Here is a 20,283-nt window from a genome sequence, read left to right on the forward strand (position 1 = left end):
ACAAGTTTAAGCAATGAAACGTATCTTATTGTTTTAATCATAAGAGTAATTTCTTATGTACTTGTTTAATAAATCATAACGATCCATTCTCTATATGATTAAAACTTATTCTTTGTGCTGGTAATCTTGCCACCAATTTTCTTTTTGGTATTCTAAAGGATAAAGCGATCCATCAGCCATTACTTGAAATACGCGTTTTTCTTTTGCGGCAATACCATCCGGGCCTTTAACAAAAGGCGGTACCAGATAAAACGTAATTTTTCCATCATTAGCTCCTGCGTTTGCACCGTAAACGTGAACCAGATAGTAGTTGTCGACTTTTTTAGGTAAATCGGATTGTCTAATTTCATAACTACCATGTGAAGTAATCCCATTCCAATAGCCGTTTTGAACAATTGCCGGAAAAACTGTGGTTTGATTGTTGAAATAATCTTCTGGTCTGTAGCCACCCAAGGTAAAATTTGACTCGGCAATGGTTTGATTGAATTGATCGTTAGAAAATTGACCCGCAAAGCTAGATAAATCACCCTTTAAAATCTCCTCATATTGGGCATCAACTTGAGGCGCTTGTTTCGTCAACTTCATCTCGTGATTAACATTGCCATCTCCCATCGTAATAAAAATATTTTCTTCATTACGGTATCGAATTGAGATCTCAAAATTTTCACTGCCATCTGATTTTTTTAACATACTATCAGACTGCATTCCACTATTTGTTTCTTGCCAATTTGTCGTAAACGTACCACTTACATTTCCTTCTGAGGTTGGATAGAAAATTTCCCATTCATTTTGCCTTAAATTGCGAATTTGAGCTTCTTCTCCTGTTTCAGTATAAAAAATGCCGGCGAGTGCAACTGACACATTTTTTTCACTTGAACTTACTGTAGTAGTTGAAACATCGGTAGATTTAGCAGTAGTAGTTTCTTTAGTCGTTGAATCGGTTGTAGCAACTGATTCTGATTTTGATGTTGTCATTGTTGTTTCATTTGTTGTAGTTTTGGTACTACAGGCTGTCAGTGTCACTAATAAAGCTAAAAGATAGGAAAAGCGACCTAGTTTCATTTTTTTCACTCCTTTTAAGATCCGCATCAAAATATCGACCAAATTCTTCAAAAATTTTATTTCAGCCCTTATGAATAATATGCGCCATTTTAGTCGTGTTACTAGTAGTATTATTATACCATTCTTGTTAGTTTTCTTACCTTTTTAGCCTTTTTGTAAAAATTAACTGCATAACCGTTAATTAAATTAATTCGATTAATCTCACCTTTACTGTATCTTTTTGTTTTACTGTAAAAAAATAAAGACGTCCCTTTTTAAAGACGCCTTTATCTTCAGTTTAGTTAAATATCAAACTTTTTTATTCAATTAGGCTAATTCAGCCCACCGGCTAAACCAGAGAATAAATTATTAATCTTTTGTTAATAAGCCGACTGCTTCAATATGCGTAGTTTGTGGGAATAAATCAACTGGTTGGATTTTTTCACAGCTATATCCTCTAGCCTTGAAATCAATTAAATCACGAGCCATTGTTCCTGGGTTACAGGAAATATATACAATTTTTTCTGGTTGCATATCACAAGCTGCATGAATAAAGTCAGGCGTTAATCCTTTTCGGGGTGGATCAACAAAAATGACTGCCGGCTGCATTTCTTCTTTTGACCATTGTCCCATTACTTTTGTGGCATCACCGACTAAGTAAGTTGCATTTTCAATGCCATTTAAATTTGCATTTTTTTGTGCATCTGCTACCGCTTCTGGAATTGATTCCATCCCATAAACGTGTTTAACGCGATCAGCAACTGATAAACCAATCGTCCCAATTCCAGCATAAGCATCGATAACCACGTCATCCGGTTTTAAGGCTGCCATTTCAAAAGCTGTTTCATACAATACTTCGGTCTGCTCTGTATTAACTTGGTAAAAAGACTTAGCGGAGATCCGGAATGTTTTTCCTAACAATGTATCTTCAATATGATCTTTACCATAAAGTAATTTTTCTCTCTCACCAAAAATAACGTTGGTTTTTTCAGTATTAACATTTTGAATAACACTAACAACCTCAGGAATTTCTTGGTGAATTTGGTTGGCAATTTCTTCGGCTTTAAAAAATTTGTTACGTAACGTTACCAATACCACCATCATCTGGCGGGAATAATGTCCTTGACGAATCACTATATGACGCAATAAGCCCTCGTGCTGTTGCTCGTTATACGCTTTAACATTGAAGCGTTCTAAAATATCACGGACTTTAATAATGGCTGCATCAATAGCTGGATCTTGAATAAAGAAGTCTTCAATTGCAACCAAATCATGACTATTTTTGCGGTAAAAGCCCGTTTGGAGTTTTCCGTCTTTTCGCCGGACAGGAATTTGCGCTTTGTTTCGATAGCCTGAAGGTTTTGCCATTCCAATAGCAGGAAGTACCGGAATATCAGGCATTTTAGCAATTTTTTGTAAAACTGTTTCCACTTGTTTTTGTTTAAAAAGTAACTGTTCTTCATAAGCCAAATGACTCAAAGGAGCAATACCAGTTCGTAATAAGTCTTCATTTTTTATATCTACACGCTTGCTACTTTTTTCCAAATAAGAACGAACTTTCCCAATCCCAAATTTTTTGCCTACTTTAATTACTTTTAAAATAACTTTTTCTCCAGGCAGAGCATTATCTACAAATAATGGGTAATGATCAATTTTAGCCACCCCCATGCCTTCATAAGTTAAGTCAGAAATAGTTACTTCATATTCATTGTTTTTTACTACTGGATATACTTGATCTGTTTTTTTCATAGTTCCTCCTAAATTTAGAACAAAAACAACCGCATCGGCTGCTGACTGATTCTCACTAAACAATCCTTGTTTATTCTAAGGCATAACCTTGACATATACAACCAAAAACTCCACATCCGTCTGTATGAATGTGGAGTTTATAATTATTTCTTATCATTTTGATCCGCGATTTGACCATCACCATCAATATCTTCATCCGTCAATTTTTCAACTTCTTTAATAAAATCACGACTTACTTCTTCGTATTCCGCTTCTTCTTCTTCATAACCCACGACTGCATCGTCAGGAATCGCATCAAGATTAGCATACATTTCAATATGGTGATGGTGATTGATAAACGTCATCGGTGCATCCCCACCATATTCGCCATCAAGATTGATCATTAGTTGATTTTTTTCACCAATTGTATCTACTTCTAAACGACTGGTTTTAGTATAAATAATTCGCTTATCGTTGATATGTTTCCCACCATTTAACATTAAAGCTACCAAATGGACAATTTCAAAAATATTAGCCGTCTTCACGATAATAAGTGAAAATTTACCGTCATCTAGTTTAGCATCCGGAGCGATTTGTTCAAAGCCACCAACAGAGTTCGTTAAAGCCAAGAAAAACATCGAAGCATTTCCTTTGTATTCACCTTCGTCATATTTTAAATGCATTTTAATAGGTTTTACGCGGGGCAATAATTCTGCACCTTTAGCTAAGTAGGCTAAATACCCGAAAATACTTTTTAATTCAGAAGGAACATCATAAGTCAGTTCAGTCAAATGACCACCAGCGGCAATATTAATAAAATAGTTTTCTCTGGCTTGACCGATATCCATTTTAATCGTTTGTTTTTTTAAAATGACTTCAGCGGCAGCTTTTAAATTATCGCGGGGAATTTTCAAAGCGCGGGCATAGTCGTTTGTAGTTCCAGCGGGGATAATGGCCATTTTCGGACGTTTCTTTAAAGGGGCGATACCATTAACGACTTCGTTAATGGTACCATCACCACCGGCGGCAACAATTAAATCAAAGCCAGCTTTAGCAGCCCGCATAGCTTCATTTTTAGCTGAATTTGGTTCTGGAGTCGTTGCAAAAGCACTGGCTTCAAAACCGGCTTGTTCCAATACTTGTAAAATATCGGCTAAGCTACGTTTTGTTGCCTCTTTACCTGATGTTGGATTATAAATCACACGTGCTTTTTTCATACTCTTATTAGCGTTTAGCCAATTCAGTCTGGAGTAATTGATTTACAACAGCTGGATTTGCTTTCCCTTTCGTTTGTTTCATAATTTGTCCCACTAAAAAGCCAACAGCGCGGTCTTTACCGTTTTTAAAGTCTTCAATTGATTGGCCATTGTTATCTAAAACTTCATTAATAATTGGCAGTAATTGAGCAGGATCAGATAATTGCACTAAACCTTTTGCTTCAACAACCGCTTTAGCATCGCCACCGTTTTGAATTAATTCGCGGAAAACTTTTTTAGCAATTTTTGAACTGATCGTACCATCTTGAATTAAAACAATCATTCCAGCTAAATTAGCAGGTGTTAATTTTGTTTCGCCTAATTCAAGTTTTTCACTATTTAAGTAAGCCGATACTTCACCCATTAACCAGTTTGAAGCCAGTTTAGCATCTGCACCGGCAGCAAGAGTTGCTTCAAAGAAATCAGACATTTCTTTGGTTAAGGTTAAAACTTTAGCATCGTATTCTGGCAGGCCAAATTCATTGATATAACGTAAACGACGAGAAGCTGGTAATTCAGGTAAACTTGCTTTTACTTTACTAATCCATTCATCATCAATCACAAATCGGGGAATGTCTGGTTCTGGGAAGTAACGGTAATCACTTGAACCTTCTTTAACCCGCATCAAGATAGTTTTATTGCTAGTTTCATCAAAACGACGTGTTTCTTGCTGAATTTCTCCACCAGAAAGCAAGACTTTTGCTTGACGTTTTTCTTCAAAGGCCAAACCTTTTTTAACAAAACTCATGGAATTTAAGTTTTTCAATTCCGTTTTTGTTCCGAATTCTTCTTGTCCATAAGGTCGAATGGAGATATTGGCATCACAACGCATGGAGCCTTCTTCCATTTTGACATCTGAGACATCGGTAAATAAAATAATAGAACGTAATGCTTCTAAATACGCATAGGCTTCTTCTGGTGAGCGCATATCTGCTTCTGAAACAATTTCAATCAAAGGTGTGCCTTGACGGTTTAAATCGACATAAGAATAACCGCCAATACCATGCATATTCTTACCGGCATCTTCTTCTAAATGCACCCGTTCAATCCGAATTTTTTTCTTTTTCCCCTCTACTTCAATTTCAATCCAGCCGTCATGTCCTATTGGTTGATCAAACTGTGAAATTTGATAGGCTTTAGGATTATCCGGATAAAAATAGTTTTTGCGATCAAAATGTGTTTCTTTTGAAATTTCGCAATTTAATGCTAGCGCTGCTTTCATACCAAATTCAACTGCCGCTTTATTCATTACTGGTAAAACCCCAGGATAGCCCCAGTCAATAACATTAGTATTACTATTTGGCTCTGCGCCAAAATGTGCTGGTGCAGGTGAGAAGATTTTAGAGTTGGTCTTTAGTTCCACGTGAACTTCTAACCCAATAACTGTTTCAAAATTCATTATTTATTCCCCCCTAAAATCACTGGTTTTTGTAAATGGAAATCTGTTGCACCTTCAAAAGCTGCAGCAGCTTGATACATTGTAGCTTCATCAAATTGTTTACCGATAATTTGTAAACCGACTGGTAACCCTTCTGAAAATCCAGCTGGAATTGACATTCCCGGTAGTCCCGCCAAGTTTACTGGAATCGTTAAAATATCACTCATATACATTGTAACAGGGTCATTGATTTTTTCACCTAAGCCAAAAGCAACGGTTGGTGAAGCTGGCCCAATAATTAAATCATAGTCATTAAACACTTTATCAAAATCTTGTTTGATTAAAGTCCGTACTTGACCTGCTTTTTTGAAATAAGCATCATAGTAACCAGCACTCAAAGAAAATGTGCCCAACATAATCCGACGTTTAACTTCTGTACCAAAACCTTCACTGCGAGATTTTACATAAACATCTTCCAAGTTTTCAACATCTTCAGCCCGGAAACCATAACGGATACCATCAAAACGTTGCAAGTTTGAACTAGCTTCAGAAGAGGCGATAATATAATATACCGCAACACCATATTTTGAATGGGGTAAACTAACTTCTTCAACAGTTGCTCCTAATTTTTCAAAGGTAGCCGCTGCTTTTTCAATCGCTGCTTTAACGCCAGGTTCGACACCTTCACCTAAATATTCTTTTGGTAAACCAATTTTAAGGCCTTGCACGCCTTTTTCAAGATTAGCGGTAAAATCTGGCACTGAAATACCAGAGCTAGTACCATCTTTTTCATCGTAACCACTAATCGCATTTAGGGTTAAGGCGTTATCTTTAACATTGCGAGTTAAAGGTCCAATTTGATCTAAAGAAGACGCAAAAGCAATCAAGCCAAAACGAGAGACACGGCCGTAAGTTGGTTTCATTCCCACAATGCCATTAAATGCTGCTGGTTGGCGAATAGAACCACCCGTATCACTACCCAATGAAACTGGAATTTGGCCGGCAGCTACTGCTGCAGCTGAACCACCAGAAGATCCTCCTGGTACTTTGCTTTCATCCCAAGCGTTTTTGGTTTTTTTGAAGTAAGAAGTTTCACTACTTCCTCCCATTGCAAATTCATCCATATTCAATTTACCAACCGGAATCATATCTGCTTGATAAACTTTGTCCATGACTGTCGCATCATAGATTGGTTCAAAATTTGATAAAATTTTAGAAGCCGCAGTAGTTAAAATATCTTTTGTAACAATATTGTCTTTAATCCCAATTGGAATACCGGCTAAAACATTCGCTTCTGTAACTCCTTTTAAGTCCAACGCTTTGGCTTGTGCGAGAGCTTTTTCTTCACTGACAGTTATAAATGCTTCTACTTGTGGTTCTGTTTCTTTAATCCGCGCGATTGTAGACGCGGTTAAATCAGTGGCAGTGATTTCTTTTGCCACTAATAAATCATGTAGTTCACTTAAACTTTTATCATATAATTTTTCCATTAAGCGCCAGCCTCCCCATTATCAATAATCGCCGGCACTTTAATAAAGCCGTCTTCTTTTTCTGGTACATTTTTCATTAAATCATCCCGATTCATGCCAGCTTCGGCACGGTCTGGGCGCATGACGTTAACTGTTTCTACCACATTAGATGTAAATGGAACGCCAGTTGTATCGACTTCGTCTAAAAGTTCAACCATTTCGATAATTTTGCCTAATTGATCAGTAAATTCTACTGCTTCTGTTTCAGAAAATGCAAGTTTTGCAAGTTTTGCCACGTGCTTTACTTGTTCTTCACTAATTGCCATACTACCCCTTCTTTCTTGCCACTAAGTATTTAAATGGTGCACAAAATACTTTTTCTTTTCTATAATGAAATAATTCTGCCTATTTTTCAAGTAACTAATTGAAAATATAGGAAATAATCTCTTTTTGTTCCGGTTTTTTAGCCACGAAAGCTTGTGGACCTTCGACAGAATTAATTTGAACCTCGACATTTCCAGCGACAGAATCAAAGATAGATTCCACTTGTTTACCCACGTACTGCGTAAAGCTAGTAATTTCAGTTTTACTATAATATTTTGTTTCAATATTGATCGTTAAATTTTCAACTTGTTCATCGACATAATAAACTTGGCCTGTCACACCTACTAAGTTAGGAAAGAAATTTTGGACAGCAGCTTGAAAAGAATTAAATTTAGTGCTCATTCCATCTTGTGTAGCGATATTCTTAACCTCAGAAGCTACTGGTAGCGACAAATGACTTTCATTTACTGCCTTAAAATCAGCAATCGTAGTGCCACCATCTTTGCTAACTGCTGTATAAATATAGTTACCACCATTAATATCTTCTTTTGAAGCTTGTTCAAAAATACCTACGACGATGGGAATATTTTTTAATCCTTCCATTTTACGAACTCTTGTTAAAACCGCATTAATAGTTTTTCTGGCATTGGCCATTAATTCATCGCGAGAAATTGAAGTTTCACTATCATTGCCATAGTAGACCGAATTAAAAGCAAAGCCCAAAGACATCCCAGCTAATGTTTTCCCATCCTCTTTTAAGAAATCTTGTTCCATTAACTGTTGGAAAATAATTGGTTGACTCTCATCAGCCGGGTTTAAACCTTGATTATTGTCATCTGAATTGCGCGCCAACCATTTTTCAATAGTATCGTAATCGAGTTTTTGACCTTCTTGAAAGAAGTATTTATCTGGTGAAAATGTTTGATGCGATAAGCGTAATAAACCCGATTCAAAATTATCTTGATTATAACCGCTATTTAATTTAGTGGCATTTAGCTCTCTTGCTGCACTTGTTTTATAGCGACCGTCATTGATGATAGCCTGATATTCAGAACGATCAATGCGGCCTGTTGTCATATTGCCCCCATCTGATTTATTCCCATTATCAACATTACTAACACCCTTATCTAAATTGCCACAACCAGAGAGGAGCAGTAACATAGCGCTAGTTAAAAATAATGATTTAATCTTCATGAACTAAACTCCTATCCAAAGCCTCTACCATCTGTTGTTCATTCCAGACAGTAATGCCTAATTCTTCTGCTTTTGTTAGTTTACTTCCAGCATCTTCACCAGCTACGACAATATCTGTTTTCTTTGAAACACTGCCAGTTACTTTTCCACCAAGATTTTCAATCTTTTCTTTGGCTTCATTACGATTATAGTGAGTCAATTTACCAGTTAAAACAACTGTTTTGCCATTAAATGGCGAATTGATTTCTGTCTTATTTACTAAGCGGCCTTTATAAGTAAAGTTCACGCCGGCTGCTTTTAATTCTTCTAGGAGGTCATGGACCTCTTCATTGTCAAAATACGTCACAATGCTGTCAGCGATGGTTTGACCTAAAGTATCTAAAGCAACAATGCTTTCTTTATCCGCTTTGGCAATTGTCTCTAAGTTGCCAAAATTTTCGGCTAATATTTTGGCTGCCTTAGCTCCAACATGACGAATCCCAAGACCAAACAATAACCGTTCAACTGAATTATCTTTACTGCTGGCAATCGCTTGTAAAATATTGTTAGCCGATTTTTCTTTGATTTTTGGTAAAGTCAGTAATTGTTCTTCTGTAATGCTATACAAACCAGCAACATCATTTAATAAATGATGATCATACATCTGGGCCAAGACTTTAGGACCTAAACCATCGATGTTCATGGCATCGCGTGAGACAAAATGACGTAATCCTTCTTTAATTAAAGCTGGACATTTCGGATTGATACAACGCAACGCCACTTCATCGTCTAAATGGACCAACTCACTACCACACACCGGACACTGTGTAGGAATAGGGTAAGGTTTGCTGTCTTTTGGTCGCAAAGCCAGAACAACTTGCGCAACTTCAGGAATTATATCGCCAGCTTTATAAATAGTTACAGTGTCTCCTACATGTAGATCCTTTTGCTTAATGAAATCAACGTTATGCAAACTAGCGCGACTCACCGTTGTTCCTGCCACACGAACAGGGGTCATAACAGCAGTAGGCGTCACCACACCAGTTCTACCAATAGTCCATTCAATATCTAAAAGCTCAGTTTGCGCTTCTTCAGGAGGGAATTTATAAGCCGCCGCCCATCTTGGTGCTTTGACGGTAAAACCAAGTTCATCTTGTTGATGAAAATCATTGACTTTAATTACGACACCATCAATTTCATATGGTAGCGTTCCTCTGCTTGCTTGAAATTCTGCAATGTAGTCCCAAATTTCATCAATATTTTTACATATTCTTCGGTTTGGATTCACATGAAAACCAACCTTTTCCAATTGCTTTAAAGCAGCCGCTTGACTGTCTACATGCAACGGACCAAAGTCTACCACCGTGTATAAAAAGGTATCCAAATTCCGCTTTGCCGTTATTTTGGGATCTAGTTGGCGCAAGCTTCCCGCTGCCGCATTACGGGGGTTAGCAAAAATAGCTTGTCCCGCCTCGTCTCTTTGTTCATTTAAGGCCACAAAGGATTTCTTTGGCATAAAACACTCACCCCGTACTTCGATCGTGAGGGGTTCTTCTAAACGCAACGGAATGGAACGCACTGTTTTTAAATTTTCCGTAATATTTTCACCAACTGTGCCATCTCCACGAGTAGCACCTCGCACAAACAGGCCATCTTCATACCGCAATGTCACCGATAATCCATCAATTTTCAACTCGCAAACGTAAGAGACGTCATTGCCTAACTCTTTTGTGACACGGTTAATAAAAGCCTCAATTTCTTCTTTACTAAAAACATCATTTAAACTATACAACGGCACGTCATGAACAACTTTTTCAAATCCCTGTAAAACTTCCCCCCCCACACGTTGGGTAGGAGAATCAGCAGTAACAAGTTCGGGATATTGCATCTCGATTGCTACTAAATCATGATAGAGTTTGTCGTAAACGTAATCTTCTACAGTTGGATTATCTTTAACGTAATATTCATAAGCATATCTGTTTAATTCTTGTCTTAAAGCAGCTGCTTTTTTGGTTAAATCTGCCATTGATTCTGCCATCTCCACTTTTCCTTTCTGAAAACTAGATTTTTTCAATCGGGGCAAACGCGGCGAGTAGTCTTTTTACTCCTTGTTCAGGAAAAGCTACATCTAATTCCATATCTTTTTTGGCACCACTTGTTTTAACTACTGTCCCGACGCCCCATTTTTTATGTCGTAATTTATCGCCCACTTGCCAAGCAGCTTTTTCACCACCGGTATTTTGTTTAGCATGAACACCAGTTGTTGCTGTTTGTTCATAGGCTGGCCTTGTTGCATAAGCTTTTCTGACGGCAAAGGGACGGTTATTGGCAGGTTGTACAACTTGTCCTGCTTTTGTTAACAACTGATCCTCAATTTCTTCTACAAAACGTGAAGGACGGTTATATTGTGTTTTTCCATATAATGTGCGAGTAAAAGCATTGGTTAAATATAATTCTTCTTCTGCACGCGTAATTCCAACATAAGCTAAGCGTCTTTCTTCTTCTAATTCATTTTCTTCCATCAAAGCGCGAGATAAAGGAAAAATACCTTCTTCTAGTCCAATTAAAAAGACTACTGGAAATTCCAAACCTTTGGCCGCATGCAGCGTCATTAAAGTGACCTGACTATTGGACTCTTCAAAACTATCTACGTCTGATAATAAAGCCAAATCATTTAGAAAAACAGATAACTTATCGGCTGCGTTTTCTGTATCTTCTTCATTTTCCCGTTCATAATTTTTATCAAATTCTTGGGTTACAGTCAAAAACTCTTCTAAGTTTTCTAAGCGATTTTGAGATTCCAGCGTATTTTGGCGTTTTAAATCGTCTTCATAACCACTTTTTGCCAAGACTTCTTTTGTTAGTTCCGTTATCGTTAAAAACGAGCTCATCTTTTGAAAATTGGTAATGAGTGTGGCAAAGTTTTCCAACTCTTTACCGGCTTTGCCACTAATATTAGCTAAAGCGGAATTTTCGGCAGCTTCTAAAAGTGAAAAACCATGAAGATTTCCAAATTGGCGTAGTTTTTCTAAAGAAGTAGCACCAATCCCCCGCTTTGGTACATTCACAATGCGTTCAAAACTTAAAGAATCAGCAGGATTAGCAATCACTTGTAAATAGGCCAAAATATCTTTGATTTCTTTACGATCGTAGAATTTATGTCCTCCCACCATCTTATAGGGAATATTGGCTTTTAATAATGTTTCTTCCACTACACGAGATTGGGCGTTGGTCCGATATAAGATAGCAAAATCACCATATTCTCGCGCTTGCGTTTGACGCTTTGTTTGCATTTCACTTACGATAAAACGCGCCTCATCCCGTTCGTTATCGCCTCGATAATACGTGATTTTTTCTCCTGCATCATTTTCTGTCCACAATTTTTTGTCTTTGCGGTTTTGGTTGTTTTGGATTACTTGATTGGCTGCAGTTAAAATAGTTTGAGTTGAACGATAATTTTGTTCTAGTAAAATAACTTTAGCATCAGGATAATCTTTTTCAAAATCCAGAATATTTTGCATATCCGCTCCCCGCCAGCCATAGATACTTTGGTCGGCATCACCGACTACGCATAAATTTTTAAAGCGGGCCGCTAACATATTTACTAAAGTGTACTGGGCGTGGTTAGTATCTTGGTACTCATCTACGTGAATATAATGAAATTTATTTTGATAGTACTGTAATGATTCCGGATGATCGTGGAATAAACGAATGGTATTCATAATTAAATCGTCAAAATCCATACACTCATTTACTTTTAACTCTTGTTGATACATATCATAACAACGCGCTACAATCTCTTCAAAAAAAGCTCCTTGTTGCGCTTCATAATCACTAGGCGTTAAGAGGGCATTTTTTGCATTTGAAATAGCCGCTAAAATGGAACGGGGATCATATTTTTTAGGGTCGATATTTAGCTCTTTTAAGACACGCTTCATCAACGTCAACTGCTCTGAACTATCTATAATGGTAAAATTACGAGAATACCCAATATAGTCAACATCTCGTCTTAAAATACGCACACACATAGCGTGAAACGTCGATACCCAAACATCCTGACCACCAGTAGGAATAATCTTATTAACCCGCTCTTTCATTTCTTTAGCAGCTTTATTAGTAAACGTGATTGCTAAAATATTCCAAGGATTTACTTCTTTTTCTTCAATTAAATACGCGATTCTATGAGTTAATACGCGTGTTTTACCACTACCGGCACCTGCCATAATTAACAACGGGCCTTCAGTTTGCTTTACAGCTTCTTTTTGCCGAGGATTCATTCCCTCTAATAATGAATTGGGTGACACCTTACAACATCCTCTCTCATTCAATCTTTTCAATTATAGCATTTTAGCTTCTTTGGATAAATTGAAAAAGAAAAAAATATTGGGTTTTTTATAAAGGTTTTAAAACAAAAAAAGAACAAATTTTTTTAAGCTACGATTTCTATTTGTCCTCTATAAAAAAATCCGCTATGATAAAAACGCAGACTTTTGACAAGTGAATAAAAGAAATGGCGGGGTTGTTGTGAAGAATTTTTTAGATACATTGGATAAAACCAAAATAAAATACATTGCAAAAGGCGTGTTAGTTGGTGGTTTAGCAGGAGTTGTGGTTAGTTTATTTCGACTGGCAATTGAAAAAATTGGTGAAGTGTTGCCACTCATTTATAGTCAACTAAAAAGCCACCCCCTTTGGCTAATCCCCTGGTGTTTATTTATGATTTTTTTAGCAATTGTGGTTGGTTTATTAATTAAAAGCGATCCTAATATTAAAGGTAGTGGGATTCCGCAAGTAGAGGGCCAATTAAAAGATGAAGTGAGTGTTTCATGGTGGTCTGTTTTATGGAAAAAATTTGTCGGTGGTATTTTAAGTGTTGGAACTGGACTTTTTCTAGGACGAGAAGGCCCTTCTATTCAACTTGGCGCTAGTTGTGCACAAGGTATTGCCGTTAAACTAAAAGCCACGAAGAGCGAAGAAAAAATCTTACTGTCAAGTGGCGCTGCTGCTGGCTTAGCAGCGGCATTTAACGCACCTATTGCCGGTCTATTATTCGTTGTAGAAGAAGTCCATCACAATTTTTCACCTCTTGTTTGGTTAACTTCATTTGCGGCGGCATTAACGTCAAATTTCGTTTCTTTAACTTTTTTTGGTTTACAACCGGTATTGCATTTAGGGGACATTCCTTCTTTACCACTAAGACATTATTGGCTGTTAATTTTATTAGGTATATTATTAGGTGTTTTAGGACGATTTTATCAAATTATTTTATTAGCGCTTGATAATTGGTATGCTCTGCTACCTCTACCTAGTTATTTTCGTGGTGTTTTACCTTTTATTCTAATTATTCCAATCGGTCTTTTTTTTCCTCATATCTTAGGAGGAGGAAATCAAATCATTCTTGCCTTAGGTCAACATTCGCCTACACTAATTGCACTTTTTTTATTATTATTTTTACGCTTTACTTTTTCGATGGTTTCTTATGGCTCGGGTCTGCCCGGCGGCATCTTCTTGCCAATCTTAACACTAGGCGCAATTATCGGTAGTTTATTTGCAAATTTTGCCACTACAACTTTCGGTTTAGAGCCTGTTTTCATCAAAGATTTTATTGTCATTGCCATGGCTGGCTACTTCGCTGCAATTGGTAAAGCTCCATTGACAGCAATTATCTTAGTGACTGAGATGGTCGGCTCCCTTGTTCATCTAATGCCGCTTGGCTTAACAGCACTTGTAGCTTATATTGTTGTGGATGTTCTTGGCGGAGATCCGATTTACGAAGCTCTTTTGGAACGTCTGGTTAAAAGCAAAAAAACGCATCTCATCGGTCAACGAACAATCGTTGAAATCCCGGTTTTAGCTGGCAGTAAACTCGATGGAACTCTAGTCCGAGATTTTGAATGGCCAGACCACATGTTATTGGCTTTATTACATCGAGGTGACCGTGAGATTATTCCTCATGGGGATACCGTCATGAAAATTGGAGATACTTTAGAAATACTTACGGATACGACACATGCTAGTTCTATTGTCCAAACTATCAATGAACAGCTATAAAAAAAATATAGTAGCTCGCTCTTGATCATTAAACAATTGTTATAAGAAATTTCCCGCCAAAAAGGCAGTGACAAAAATTTTGCCACTGCCTTTTTGCAAATAAATGGTGTTAAAAAAGTAATTTCTGTTTACATCTAGAAGCTTTTTGATTTTGTCACAATCTGTTTTTGAAATACACATTTTTTCTCAGTCGCTTTAGTAAAGCTTTTTATTCTTGTGGGAATAAGTAAACCATAGAATAAGGCGTCCCTGAGAAAATATTTGAGATCATATTGCCTGCTAATACTTGGTGCCAGAAGCGGTTTTGATGTCCGTTGTCTCCCCAGAAAATCCCAATATGACAATCGGCACCATACTCACCCCAGCGGCCTTCTAAATACAAAATATCACCTTTTTTCGCACGACCGCTTTTCAATAACGCACTAATGGAACCATAAGTATAATATTTACAATTTTTCTTCAAAGAATCGCGCCATAATGTCGCATTGGCAGCTCCGCCGTAACCTAAACGAGAGATAGGGGCTAGATTTGCGCCACTGTTACGCATTGCAGCTGCCACAAAACCTGTACAATTCATCCCTTGTCCATATTTATTTGGATTTCCTTTTGGCTGCATGAATACTTCTTGGTTACTAACGCCACCATAACCAAGACCACGATAGCGTGTTCCGACGTAAAAGCCATTTTTTTCATTTGCTTTTAAATGTTTCAATACTCGCGCCCGACTTGTACCTAAATAAGTGGCTGCACCTTTTTTAATGCGTACTGCAGCACTATTAACATAGCCTAGCCATTTACCTTTAGCATTATAAATTGTGTAATATTTTGCGCCATTAAAGTGTTGATAGTAGCCGCGCACTTGAACACTTTGATTAAAGACAGATGAGGTTTTTCCCCTCTTTTTAAAATTAAAATTGGTGTATGTCGCATAATTTCGTGAGATAACGACACCTTCATCGCCTAATTTCTGATACATTCCACCTTTACCATTACCTGTTTTAGCACTTGCGGCATTGACGTAACCCAGCCACTTGCCTTTGTTGTCATAAACTGTATAGTATCTTGCACCATTGAAATGCTCATAGTAACCGCGGGCTTGATAGGTCTTTTTATACAAATTTTTTGTCGTCCCTAATTTTTTGAAATTGAAATTACTATACATGGTATAATTAGCGCTCGTAAAGGTAATATAGCGATTACTACTTTGGTAAATCCCACCTTTACCATTACCTGTTTTGGCACTTGCGGCATTGACGTAACCTAGCCACTTGCCTTTGTTGTCGTAAACCGTATAATATCTTGCGCCATTGAAATGCTCATAGTAACCGCGGGCTTGATAAGTTTTTTTGTATAACCCTTTTGTCGTCCGTAATTTTTTGAAATTAAAATTACTATACATCGCATAATTAGCGCTCGTAAAGGTAATGTAGCGATTGCTACTTTGGTAAATCCCGCCTTTACCATTGCCTGTTTTAACAAAGTTTTCTGGGACATAACCAATCCATTTGCCTTTATTATCGTAAATTGTTAAGTATTTAGTTCCATTAAAATGGAGATAGAACCCACGCGCTTCATAGGTTTTTAAATAATAAGTATTTGTTTTACTACGTACACTTAGAGTAAAATTATTATAGATTGGACTATTGTTTTTAACAAAAGTAACATATTTCTTGGCAGATTGATAAATCCCACCTGCATTCGTAGCTTTTAAGGCGCTGGTTTTCACAATCCCTTGTTGCGCACCATTTCTATCGACTAAAACTTCATACCGTGTACCATCAAAATCAAGATAATACCCTTTTGCTTTTAATGTTTTACGTAAAATGCTTTTTGTTGATTGGGGCGCTTGTGAGAAATCTTTCCATAAAGCATTCGTTTCAGTCACAGCTACAAAATACTTTTCTTCTCCATATGGTAGCTCACTACCTTGAGAAAAAGTAGTTGGTTTAACCGCTGAAGCTACTACATAGCCAAGCTCACTAGTAGAATCCCCAAGGAGATAATAATCTTGCTCGTTAAAACGATAAACTTCTTTAATTTGGTATGTTTTATTTAATTGATTCTTTGTTGGCGTGTTCCAGACATTTAAATTGGTTAAATCTTGAAATAATTTCAAATTAGTATTATCGCTTGTTAGCGTTACATATTTGAAATCGCCAACTTTATTTTTCTTTGGTAATAGATTTTGTGGCGCTAAAAGTGGACTTTCTGTTTCTGATGTAGACGTATCGCTTTCGGTAGTAGCCGTATTTTCTTTACTACTTGATGTCGCAGTGCTACTTTCAACCGCTTCTTCACTAACAGTACTACTTATTACAGAATCACTCGTTGCGCTACTTTGCGTTATCATTTCATCTGATACCAAAGAATCCGTTGTTCCAGCACTTTGCGTTGTACGCGGATCTGCTGGTAAAACTTCTGCTACAACTTGCATAGGCACCACACCTTGCAAGATACACAACAACCCAAACCAAACACCTAATTTTTTCATTTTTTCCCCTCTTTTCTTATTGTTTCCAGATTAACTCTGCAACATCTTCATTAACATAAACAGAAATTTGCCCACCATTTACCGGAAACACCCCCCTTCCATTTTCGTCTAAGACGACTTTTGTCTCATTATTTTGTAGGACATCTACAAAAGTTTTACCCGCATGAATCGCACTAATTGTCATTTCTTTTTGATTCGCGTCTGCATTTGTTAAAACTACCGCAAAACCGGATAATTCTTTTTCAAATTCACCAGTATGAACCCAACCAATACAATTAGGATCATCAAAATAATCGACTTCATTACCATAAGCCAAATGACACCTAATTTTCAACAAATATTCTAAGCTTTTGCCAACTGCACCGATATTTTGTGTTGGAATTCCATATAAATCTCCCCAAAAGACTGTCGGTGTTCCAATTTTACGTAATAAAATTAGCGCATAAGCATGGACTTTAAACCAACCATCAATCCAAGATTCCAAACTTTGTCCTTTTTGGGTATCATGGTTATCAACAAAAGTAACTGCATAATCTGGTCTTGACTCCACTAAAGTACCTGTGAAAATTTCCCGCAAGTCAAAATCGCCATTACTGCGACTAGCTTGATACAAATTAAAATGTAAAGGTACATCAAATAAATAAATTAAATTTCCAGACGAATCGATATAATTTTCCAATTTATCCAACTCATCTGTCCAATACTCTCCTACTACAAAAAGAGGTGCTCCTTTTTCTTTGCGGCGCCGTAATAACCAATCCACGAAGAAATCAAATTGAATATGTTTTACAGCGTCTAACCGAAAGCCGTCAACATCAGTTTCGGCTAAAAACCATTTTCCCCATCGATCTAATTGTTGAACAGTTTCTTCATAAGTCATATCCAAATTGCAGCCCATCAAGTAATCAAAATTACCGTTTTCTGAATCAACATCTGAAACCCAGCCCTTGTCTGCTAAATTGAAAATTGCATGATCTTTATTATGGGCATCATAATCAACGCCTGAAAAATTACGCCAAGTCCAAACATAGTCATTATACTTACCTTGCCGACCCGGGAAGGTAAAGCGTGTCCAAGCTTCGATTTCTTCTTCATCACTAATTTGCTGATTACGGTTATCCCAACTATATTTTACAGCTGAAACTTGTTCTGTTTCATCTGCTCCCATAAAATGATTAAAAACAATATCTGCATAAACTTCAATTTGATTTTTTTGCAGTTTTTTTATCGCGTTTATATATTCTGCTTTGGTACCATATTTAGTGGACACGGTATCCTTTTGGTCAAATTCTCCCAAATCGTATAAGTCATAAGTACCATACCCCACATCATTGACTCCCGCGGATCCTTTTGCCGCTGGCGGTAACCACAATGCGTTTATTCCTAATTTTTTAAAATAATCTATTTCTTCGCCAAGCAAATTCCAGTGATTACTATTTGCCTCAAGTTCCCATTGAAATGCCTGCAATAAAGTTCTCCTCATATTTACCAACACCCTTCTACTTTAATTAAGCCAAAAAATGACAGCTTTTTCAATTGTTAACCCTTCCAAGTACTAATTTTCCCCTCCCCATTAGTTTTTTATTTCTTCTGTGATTTATTTTGAACGTTTTTGAACGATTGTAGTTGAATTTGATTGAACAACGTGCTATTATATGGTCGAAGGAGAGATTGTAAATGCTTACAGAAGAAAGACAACAAAAAATTTTGCAACTCCTTGCTCAAAATAACATCGTCAAACTACACGAATTAACGGACTTATTAGCTGCTTCTGAATCCACCATTCGACGTGATTTACAAGAGCTCGAGAATCAAAAATTATTAATTCGTGTTCACGGTGGCGCAAAAAGAATTGGACAACATATTGGCTTTGAAGCAGACATGCAGACAAAATCAAAAGAAAATGTAAACGCCAAGCAAATGATTGCCAAACTTGCTGCCACACAAATAAAAAAAGACGACGTCATTTATTTAGACGCAGGTAGCAGTACCTTAGAACTTATCCCCTTGCTTCCTACTGACACCCCTTTAAAAGTTGTCACAAACTCCGTCAAGCACGCATCACTACTGATTGATTTGAATATTGACACCATTATCTTAGGGGGAATGATTAAACTTTCCACTAACGCAACCTTAGGGAACACGAGTTTAAAACAACTACAAGAGTTTAATTTTAACAAAGCTTTTCTTGGGATCAACGGTATTGATTTAAATGCAGGGTTAACCACGCCTGATCCAGAAGAAGCTATTTTAAAAAAAACTGCATTGCAACAAGCGGAAGAAGGATTTATTCTCGCCGATCACAGCAAGTTTAATCAGATAAGTTTTGCAAAAGTGGCCGCTCTTGAAGCCGTAACAATCTTAACTGACTACTGTCCAGCTGAACACGCTGAATTGTATCATGATGTCAAAATATTGGAGGCACAAAAATGATTTACACAGTAACACTTAACCCTTCCATCGACTATATCGTTCACGTCGACGATTTAAAAATCGGCGAAGTAAATCGAATGAAAAAAGATTTAAAATTACCCGGTGGCAAAGGTATCAATGTTTCACGAATTTTAAAAAGAATCGCTGTTGAAAATAAGGCCTTGGGATTTTTAGGCGGCTTTACCGGTAACTTTATCGCCGACTGGCTAAAGCAAGAAGACATCTCCCAACGCTTCACGAAAATTGAAGATGATACGCGCATTAACATTAAACTAAAAGCGGAATCAGAAACTGAAATTAACGGCCTTGGCCCTGCCATTACGCCGACTGATATTGCAGATTTAAAAGCGCAACTTTCAAAAGTTGAAAAAGGCGATATCGTTGTTTTATCCGGTAGCGCTCCAGCAAGCTTACCAAACGGATTTTATCAAGAATTAATTCAACTAGTTAAAGCAAATCAAGCGGAATTTGTCATTGATACAACCGGACAAGATTTAATGAATGCCTTAGTTAATGAGCCATTATTAGTGAAGCCTAATAATCATGAATTGGCAGAAGCCTATCAAACAACTTTTAACAGCATTGCTGATATTGTCCCTTATGGTAAAAAATTACTAACAGCCGGAGCCAAAAATGCGATTATCTCAATGGCTGGTGACGGTGCCCTACTCTTTACAAGTGATGGCGTATATCAATCTAACGTCTTAAAGCGTCCATTAAAAAATTCAGTTGGCGCTGGCGATTCCATGATTGCAGGTTTCATCGGGGAATATAGCCAAAACAAAGATGCTGTAGCCGCCTTTAAATGGGGAGTGGCTTGCGGAAGTGCAACTGCCTTTTCCGATGATTTAGCACAAGCTCCTTTCATTAAAGAGCTATTAGCTGAAGTTATTGTAGAAAAAATTGCCGATTAATTTGGACTAAAAATAAGACACTGTT

At 37.2% G+C, this 20,283-nt stretch carries 14 protein-coding genes; 3 read left to right on the forward strand and 11 right to left on the reverse strand.

Annotated features, from left to right (window positions below):
- Positions 1 to 105 precede the first annotated feature (105 nt).
- The 9 genes from IGI65_RS09220 to pcrA all read right to left on the reverse strand — a co-directional run bounded on the left by IGI65_RS09220 (position 106) and on the right by pcrA (position 12,646).
- Positions 106 to 1,062, reverse strand: a complete 957-nt coding sequence (locus tag IGI65_RS09220; RefSeq protein ID WP_412257059.1) for a hypothetical protein — start codon at positions 1,060 to 1,062, stop codon at positions 106 to 108.
- A gap of 348 nt (positions 1,063 to 1,410) precedes the next feature.
- Positions 1,411 to 2,790, reverse strand: coding sequence for a 23S rRNA (uracil(1939)-C(5))-methyltransferase RlmD (gene rlmD, locus IGI65_RS09225; protein ID WP_412257060.1), 1,380 nt, complete (start codon positions 2,788 to 2,790; stop codon positions 1,411 to 1,413).
- A gap of 143 nt (positions 2,791 to 2,933) precedes the next feature.
- On the reverse strand, positions 2,934 to 3,986 hold the full coding sequence (locus IGI65_RS09230; RefSeq protein ID WP_412257063.1) for a diacylglycerol kinase: 1,053 nt from the start codon (positions 3,984 to 3,986) through the stop codon (positions 2,934 to 2,936).
- 7 nt (positions 3,987 to 3,993) lie between these two features.
- Positions 3,994 to 5,424 carry an Asp-tRNA(Asn)/Glu-tRNA(Gln) amidotransferase subunit GatB gene (gene gatB / locus IGI65_RS09235; protein WP_412257065.1) on the reverse strand — a complete coding sequence of 477 codons (1,431 nt, stop codon included), beginning with the start codon at positions 5,422 to 5,424 and terminating at the stop codon, positions 3,994 to 3,996.
- A complete protein-coding gene (gatA, locus tag IGI65_RS09240) occupies positions 5,424 to 6,893 on the reverse strand; it encodes an Asp-tRNA(Asn)/Glu-tRNA(Gln) amidotransferase subunit GatA (protein ID WP_412257067.1) in 1,470 nt (489 codons plus the stop codon). The genes gatB and gatA overlap by 1 nt, the downstream gene beginning before the upstream one ends.
- Entirely contained in the window at positions 6,893 to 7,198 is a 306-nt protein-coding gene (gatC, locus tag IGI65_RS09245) for an Asp-tRNA(Asn)/Glu-tRNA(Gln) amidotransferase subunit GatC (RefSeq protein ID WP_071863954.1), read from the reverse strand. Before gatC ends, gatA begins: the two co-directional genes overlap by 1 nt.
- A gap of 94 nt (positions 7,199 to 7,292) precedes the next feature.
- On the reverse strand, positions 7,293 to 8,390 hold the full coding sequence (locus IGI65_RS09250; protein ID WP_412257070.1) for a CamS family sex pheromone protein: 1,098 nt from the start codon (positions 8,388 to 8,390) through the stop codon (positions 7,293 to 7,295).
- On the reverse strand, positions 8,380 to 10,407 hold the full coding sequence (ligA, locus tag IGI65_RS09255; RefSeq protein WP_438773991.1) for an NAD-dependent DNA ligase LigA: 2,028 nt from the start codon (positions 10,405 to 10,407) through the stop codon (positions 8,380 to 8,382). The genes IGI65_RS09250 and ligA overlap by 11 nt, the downstream gene beginning before the upstream one ends.
- Before the next feature lie 22 nt (positions 10,408 to 10,429).
- Positions 10,430 to 12,646, reverse strand: coding sequence for a DNA helicase PcrA (pcrA, locus tag IGI65_RS09260; protein ID WP_412257218.1), 2,217 nt, complete (start codon positions 12,644 to 12,646; stop codon positions 10,430 to 10,432).
- Positions 12,647 to 12,893: 247 nt separating this feature from the next.
- On the opposite strand from pcrA, the gene IGI65_RS09265 reads away from it, so the two are divergent.
- Positions 12,894 to 14,420, forward strand: coding sequence for a chloride channel protein (locus IGI65_RS09265; protein WP_438773992.1), 1,527 nt, complete (start codon positions 12,894 to 12,896; stop codon positions 14,418 to 14,420).
- A 208-nt stretch (positions 14,421 to 14,628) separates the two neighbouring features.
- Here the strand turns inward: IGI65_RS09265 and IGI65_RS09270 are convergent, their stop codons facing one another.
- Together IGI65_RS09270 and IGI65_RS09275 are read right to left on the reverse strand one after the other, a co-directional pair.
- A complete protein-coding gene (locus IGI65_RS09270) occupies positions 14,629 to 16,911 on the reverse strand; it encodes a hypothetical protein (protein ID WP_438773993.1) in 2,283 nt (760 codons plus the stop codon).
- Positions 16,912 to 16,927: 16 nt separating this feature from the next.
- Complete coding sequence (locus tag IGI65_RS09275) at positions 16,928 to 18,394, reverse strand: alpha-amylase (RefSeq protein WP_438773994.1); 1,467 nt, start codon at positions 18,392 to 18,394, stop codon at positions 16,928 to 16,930.
- Between the two features lie 194 nt (positions 18,395 to 18,588).
- Between IGI65_RS09275 and IGI65_RS09280 the strand changes: the two genes are divergently transcribed.
- Positions 18,589 to 19,344 (forward strand): DeoR/GlpR family DNA-binding transcription regulator, encoded by a 756-nt coding sequence (locus tag IGI65_RS09280; protein ID WP_438773995.1) that lies wholly within the window; start codon positions 18,589 to 18,591, stop codon positions 19,342 to 19,344.
- Positions 19,341 to 20,258, forward strand: coding sequence for a 1-phosphofructokinase (pfkB, locus tag IGI65_RS09285; RefSeq protein ID WP_438773996.1), 918 nt, complete (start codon positions 19,341 to 19,343; stop codon positions 20,256 to 20,258). Before IGI65_RS09280 ends, pfkB begins: the two co-directional genes overlap by 4 nt.
- The last annotated feature ends 25 nt before the right edge of the window (positions 20,259 to 20,283 follow it).

This window comes from Enterococcus sp. DIV0755b (assembly GCF_051713765.1).
GTDB classification, from domain to species: domain Bacteria; phylum Bacillota; class Bacilli; order Lactobacillales; family Enterococcaceae; genus Enterococcus_C; species Enterococcus_C canintestini.

Excerpts from the sequence above, each read along its gene's own strand:
- IGI65_RS09220 (WP_412257059.1), bottom strand. The coding sequence starts at position 1,062 with ATGAAACTAGGTCGCTTTTCCTATCTTTTAGCTTTATTAGTGACACTG.
- rlmD (WP_412257060.1), bottom strand. The coding sequence starts at position 2,790 with ATGAAAAAAACAGATCAAGTATATCCAGTAGTAAAAAACAATGAATAT.
- IGI65_RS09230 (WP_412257063.1), bottom strand. The coding sequence starts at position 3,986 with ATGAAAAAAGCACGTGTGATTTATAATCCAACATCAGGTAAAGAGGCA.
- gatB (WP_412257065.1), bottom strand. The coding sequence starts at position 5,424 with ATGAATTTTGAAACAGTTATTGGGTTAGAAGTTCACGTGGAACTAAAG.
- gatA (WP_412257067.1), bottom strand. The coding sequence starts at position 6,893 with ATGGAAAAATTATATGATAAAAGTTTAAGTGAACTACATGATTTATTA.
- gatC (WP_071863954.1), bottom strand. The coding sequence starts at position 7,198 with ATGGCAATTAGTGAAGAACAAGTAAAGCACGTGGCAAAACTTGCAAAA.
- IGI65_RS09250 (WP_412257070.1), bottom strand. The coding sequence starts at position 8,390 with ATGAAGATTAAATCATTATTTTTAACTAGCGCTATGTTACTGCTCCTC.
- ligA (WP_438773991.1), bottom strand. The coding sequence starts at position 10,407 with ATGGCAGAATCAATGGCAGATTTAACCAAAAAAGCAGCTGCTTTAAGA.
- pcrA (WP_412257218.1), bottom strand. The coding sequence starts at position 12,646 with ATGAATCCTCGGCAAAAAGAAGCTGTAAAGCAAACTGAAGGCCCGTTG.
- IGI65_RS09270 (WP_438773993.1), bottom strand. The coding sequence starts at position 16,911 with ATGAAAAAATTAGGTGTTTGGTTTGGGTTGTTGTGTATCTTGCAAGGT.
- IGI65_RS09275 (WP_438773994.1), bottom strand. The coding sequence starts at position 18,394 with ATGAGGAGAACTTTATTGCAGGCATTTCAATGGGAACTTGAGGCAAAT.
- IGI65_RS09280 (WP_438773995.1), top strand. The coding sequence starts at position 18,589 with ATGCTTACAGAAGAAAGACAACAAAAAATTTTGCAACTCCTTGCTCAA.
- pfkB (WP_438773996.1), top strand. The coding sequence starts at position 19,341 with ATGATTTACACAGTAACACTTAACCCTTCCATCGACTATATCGTTCAC.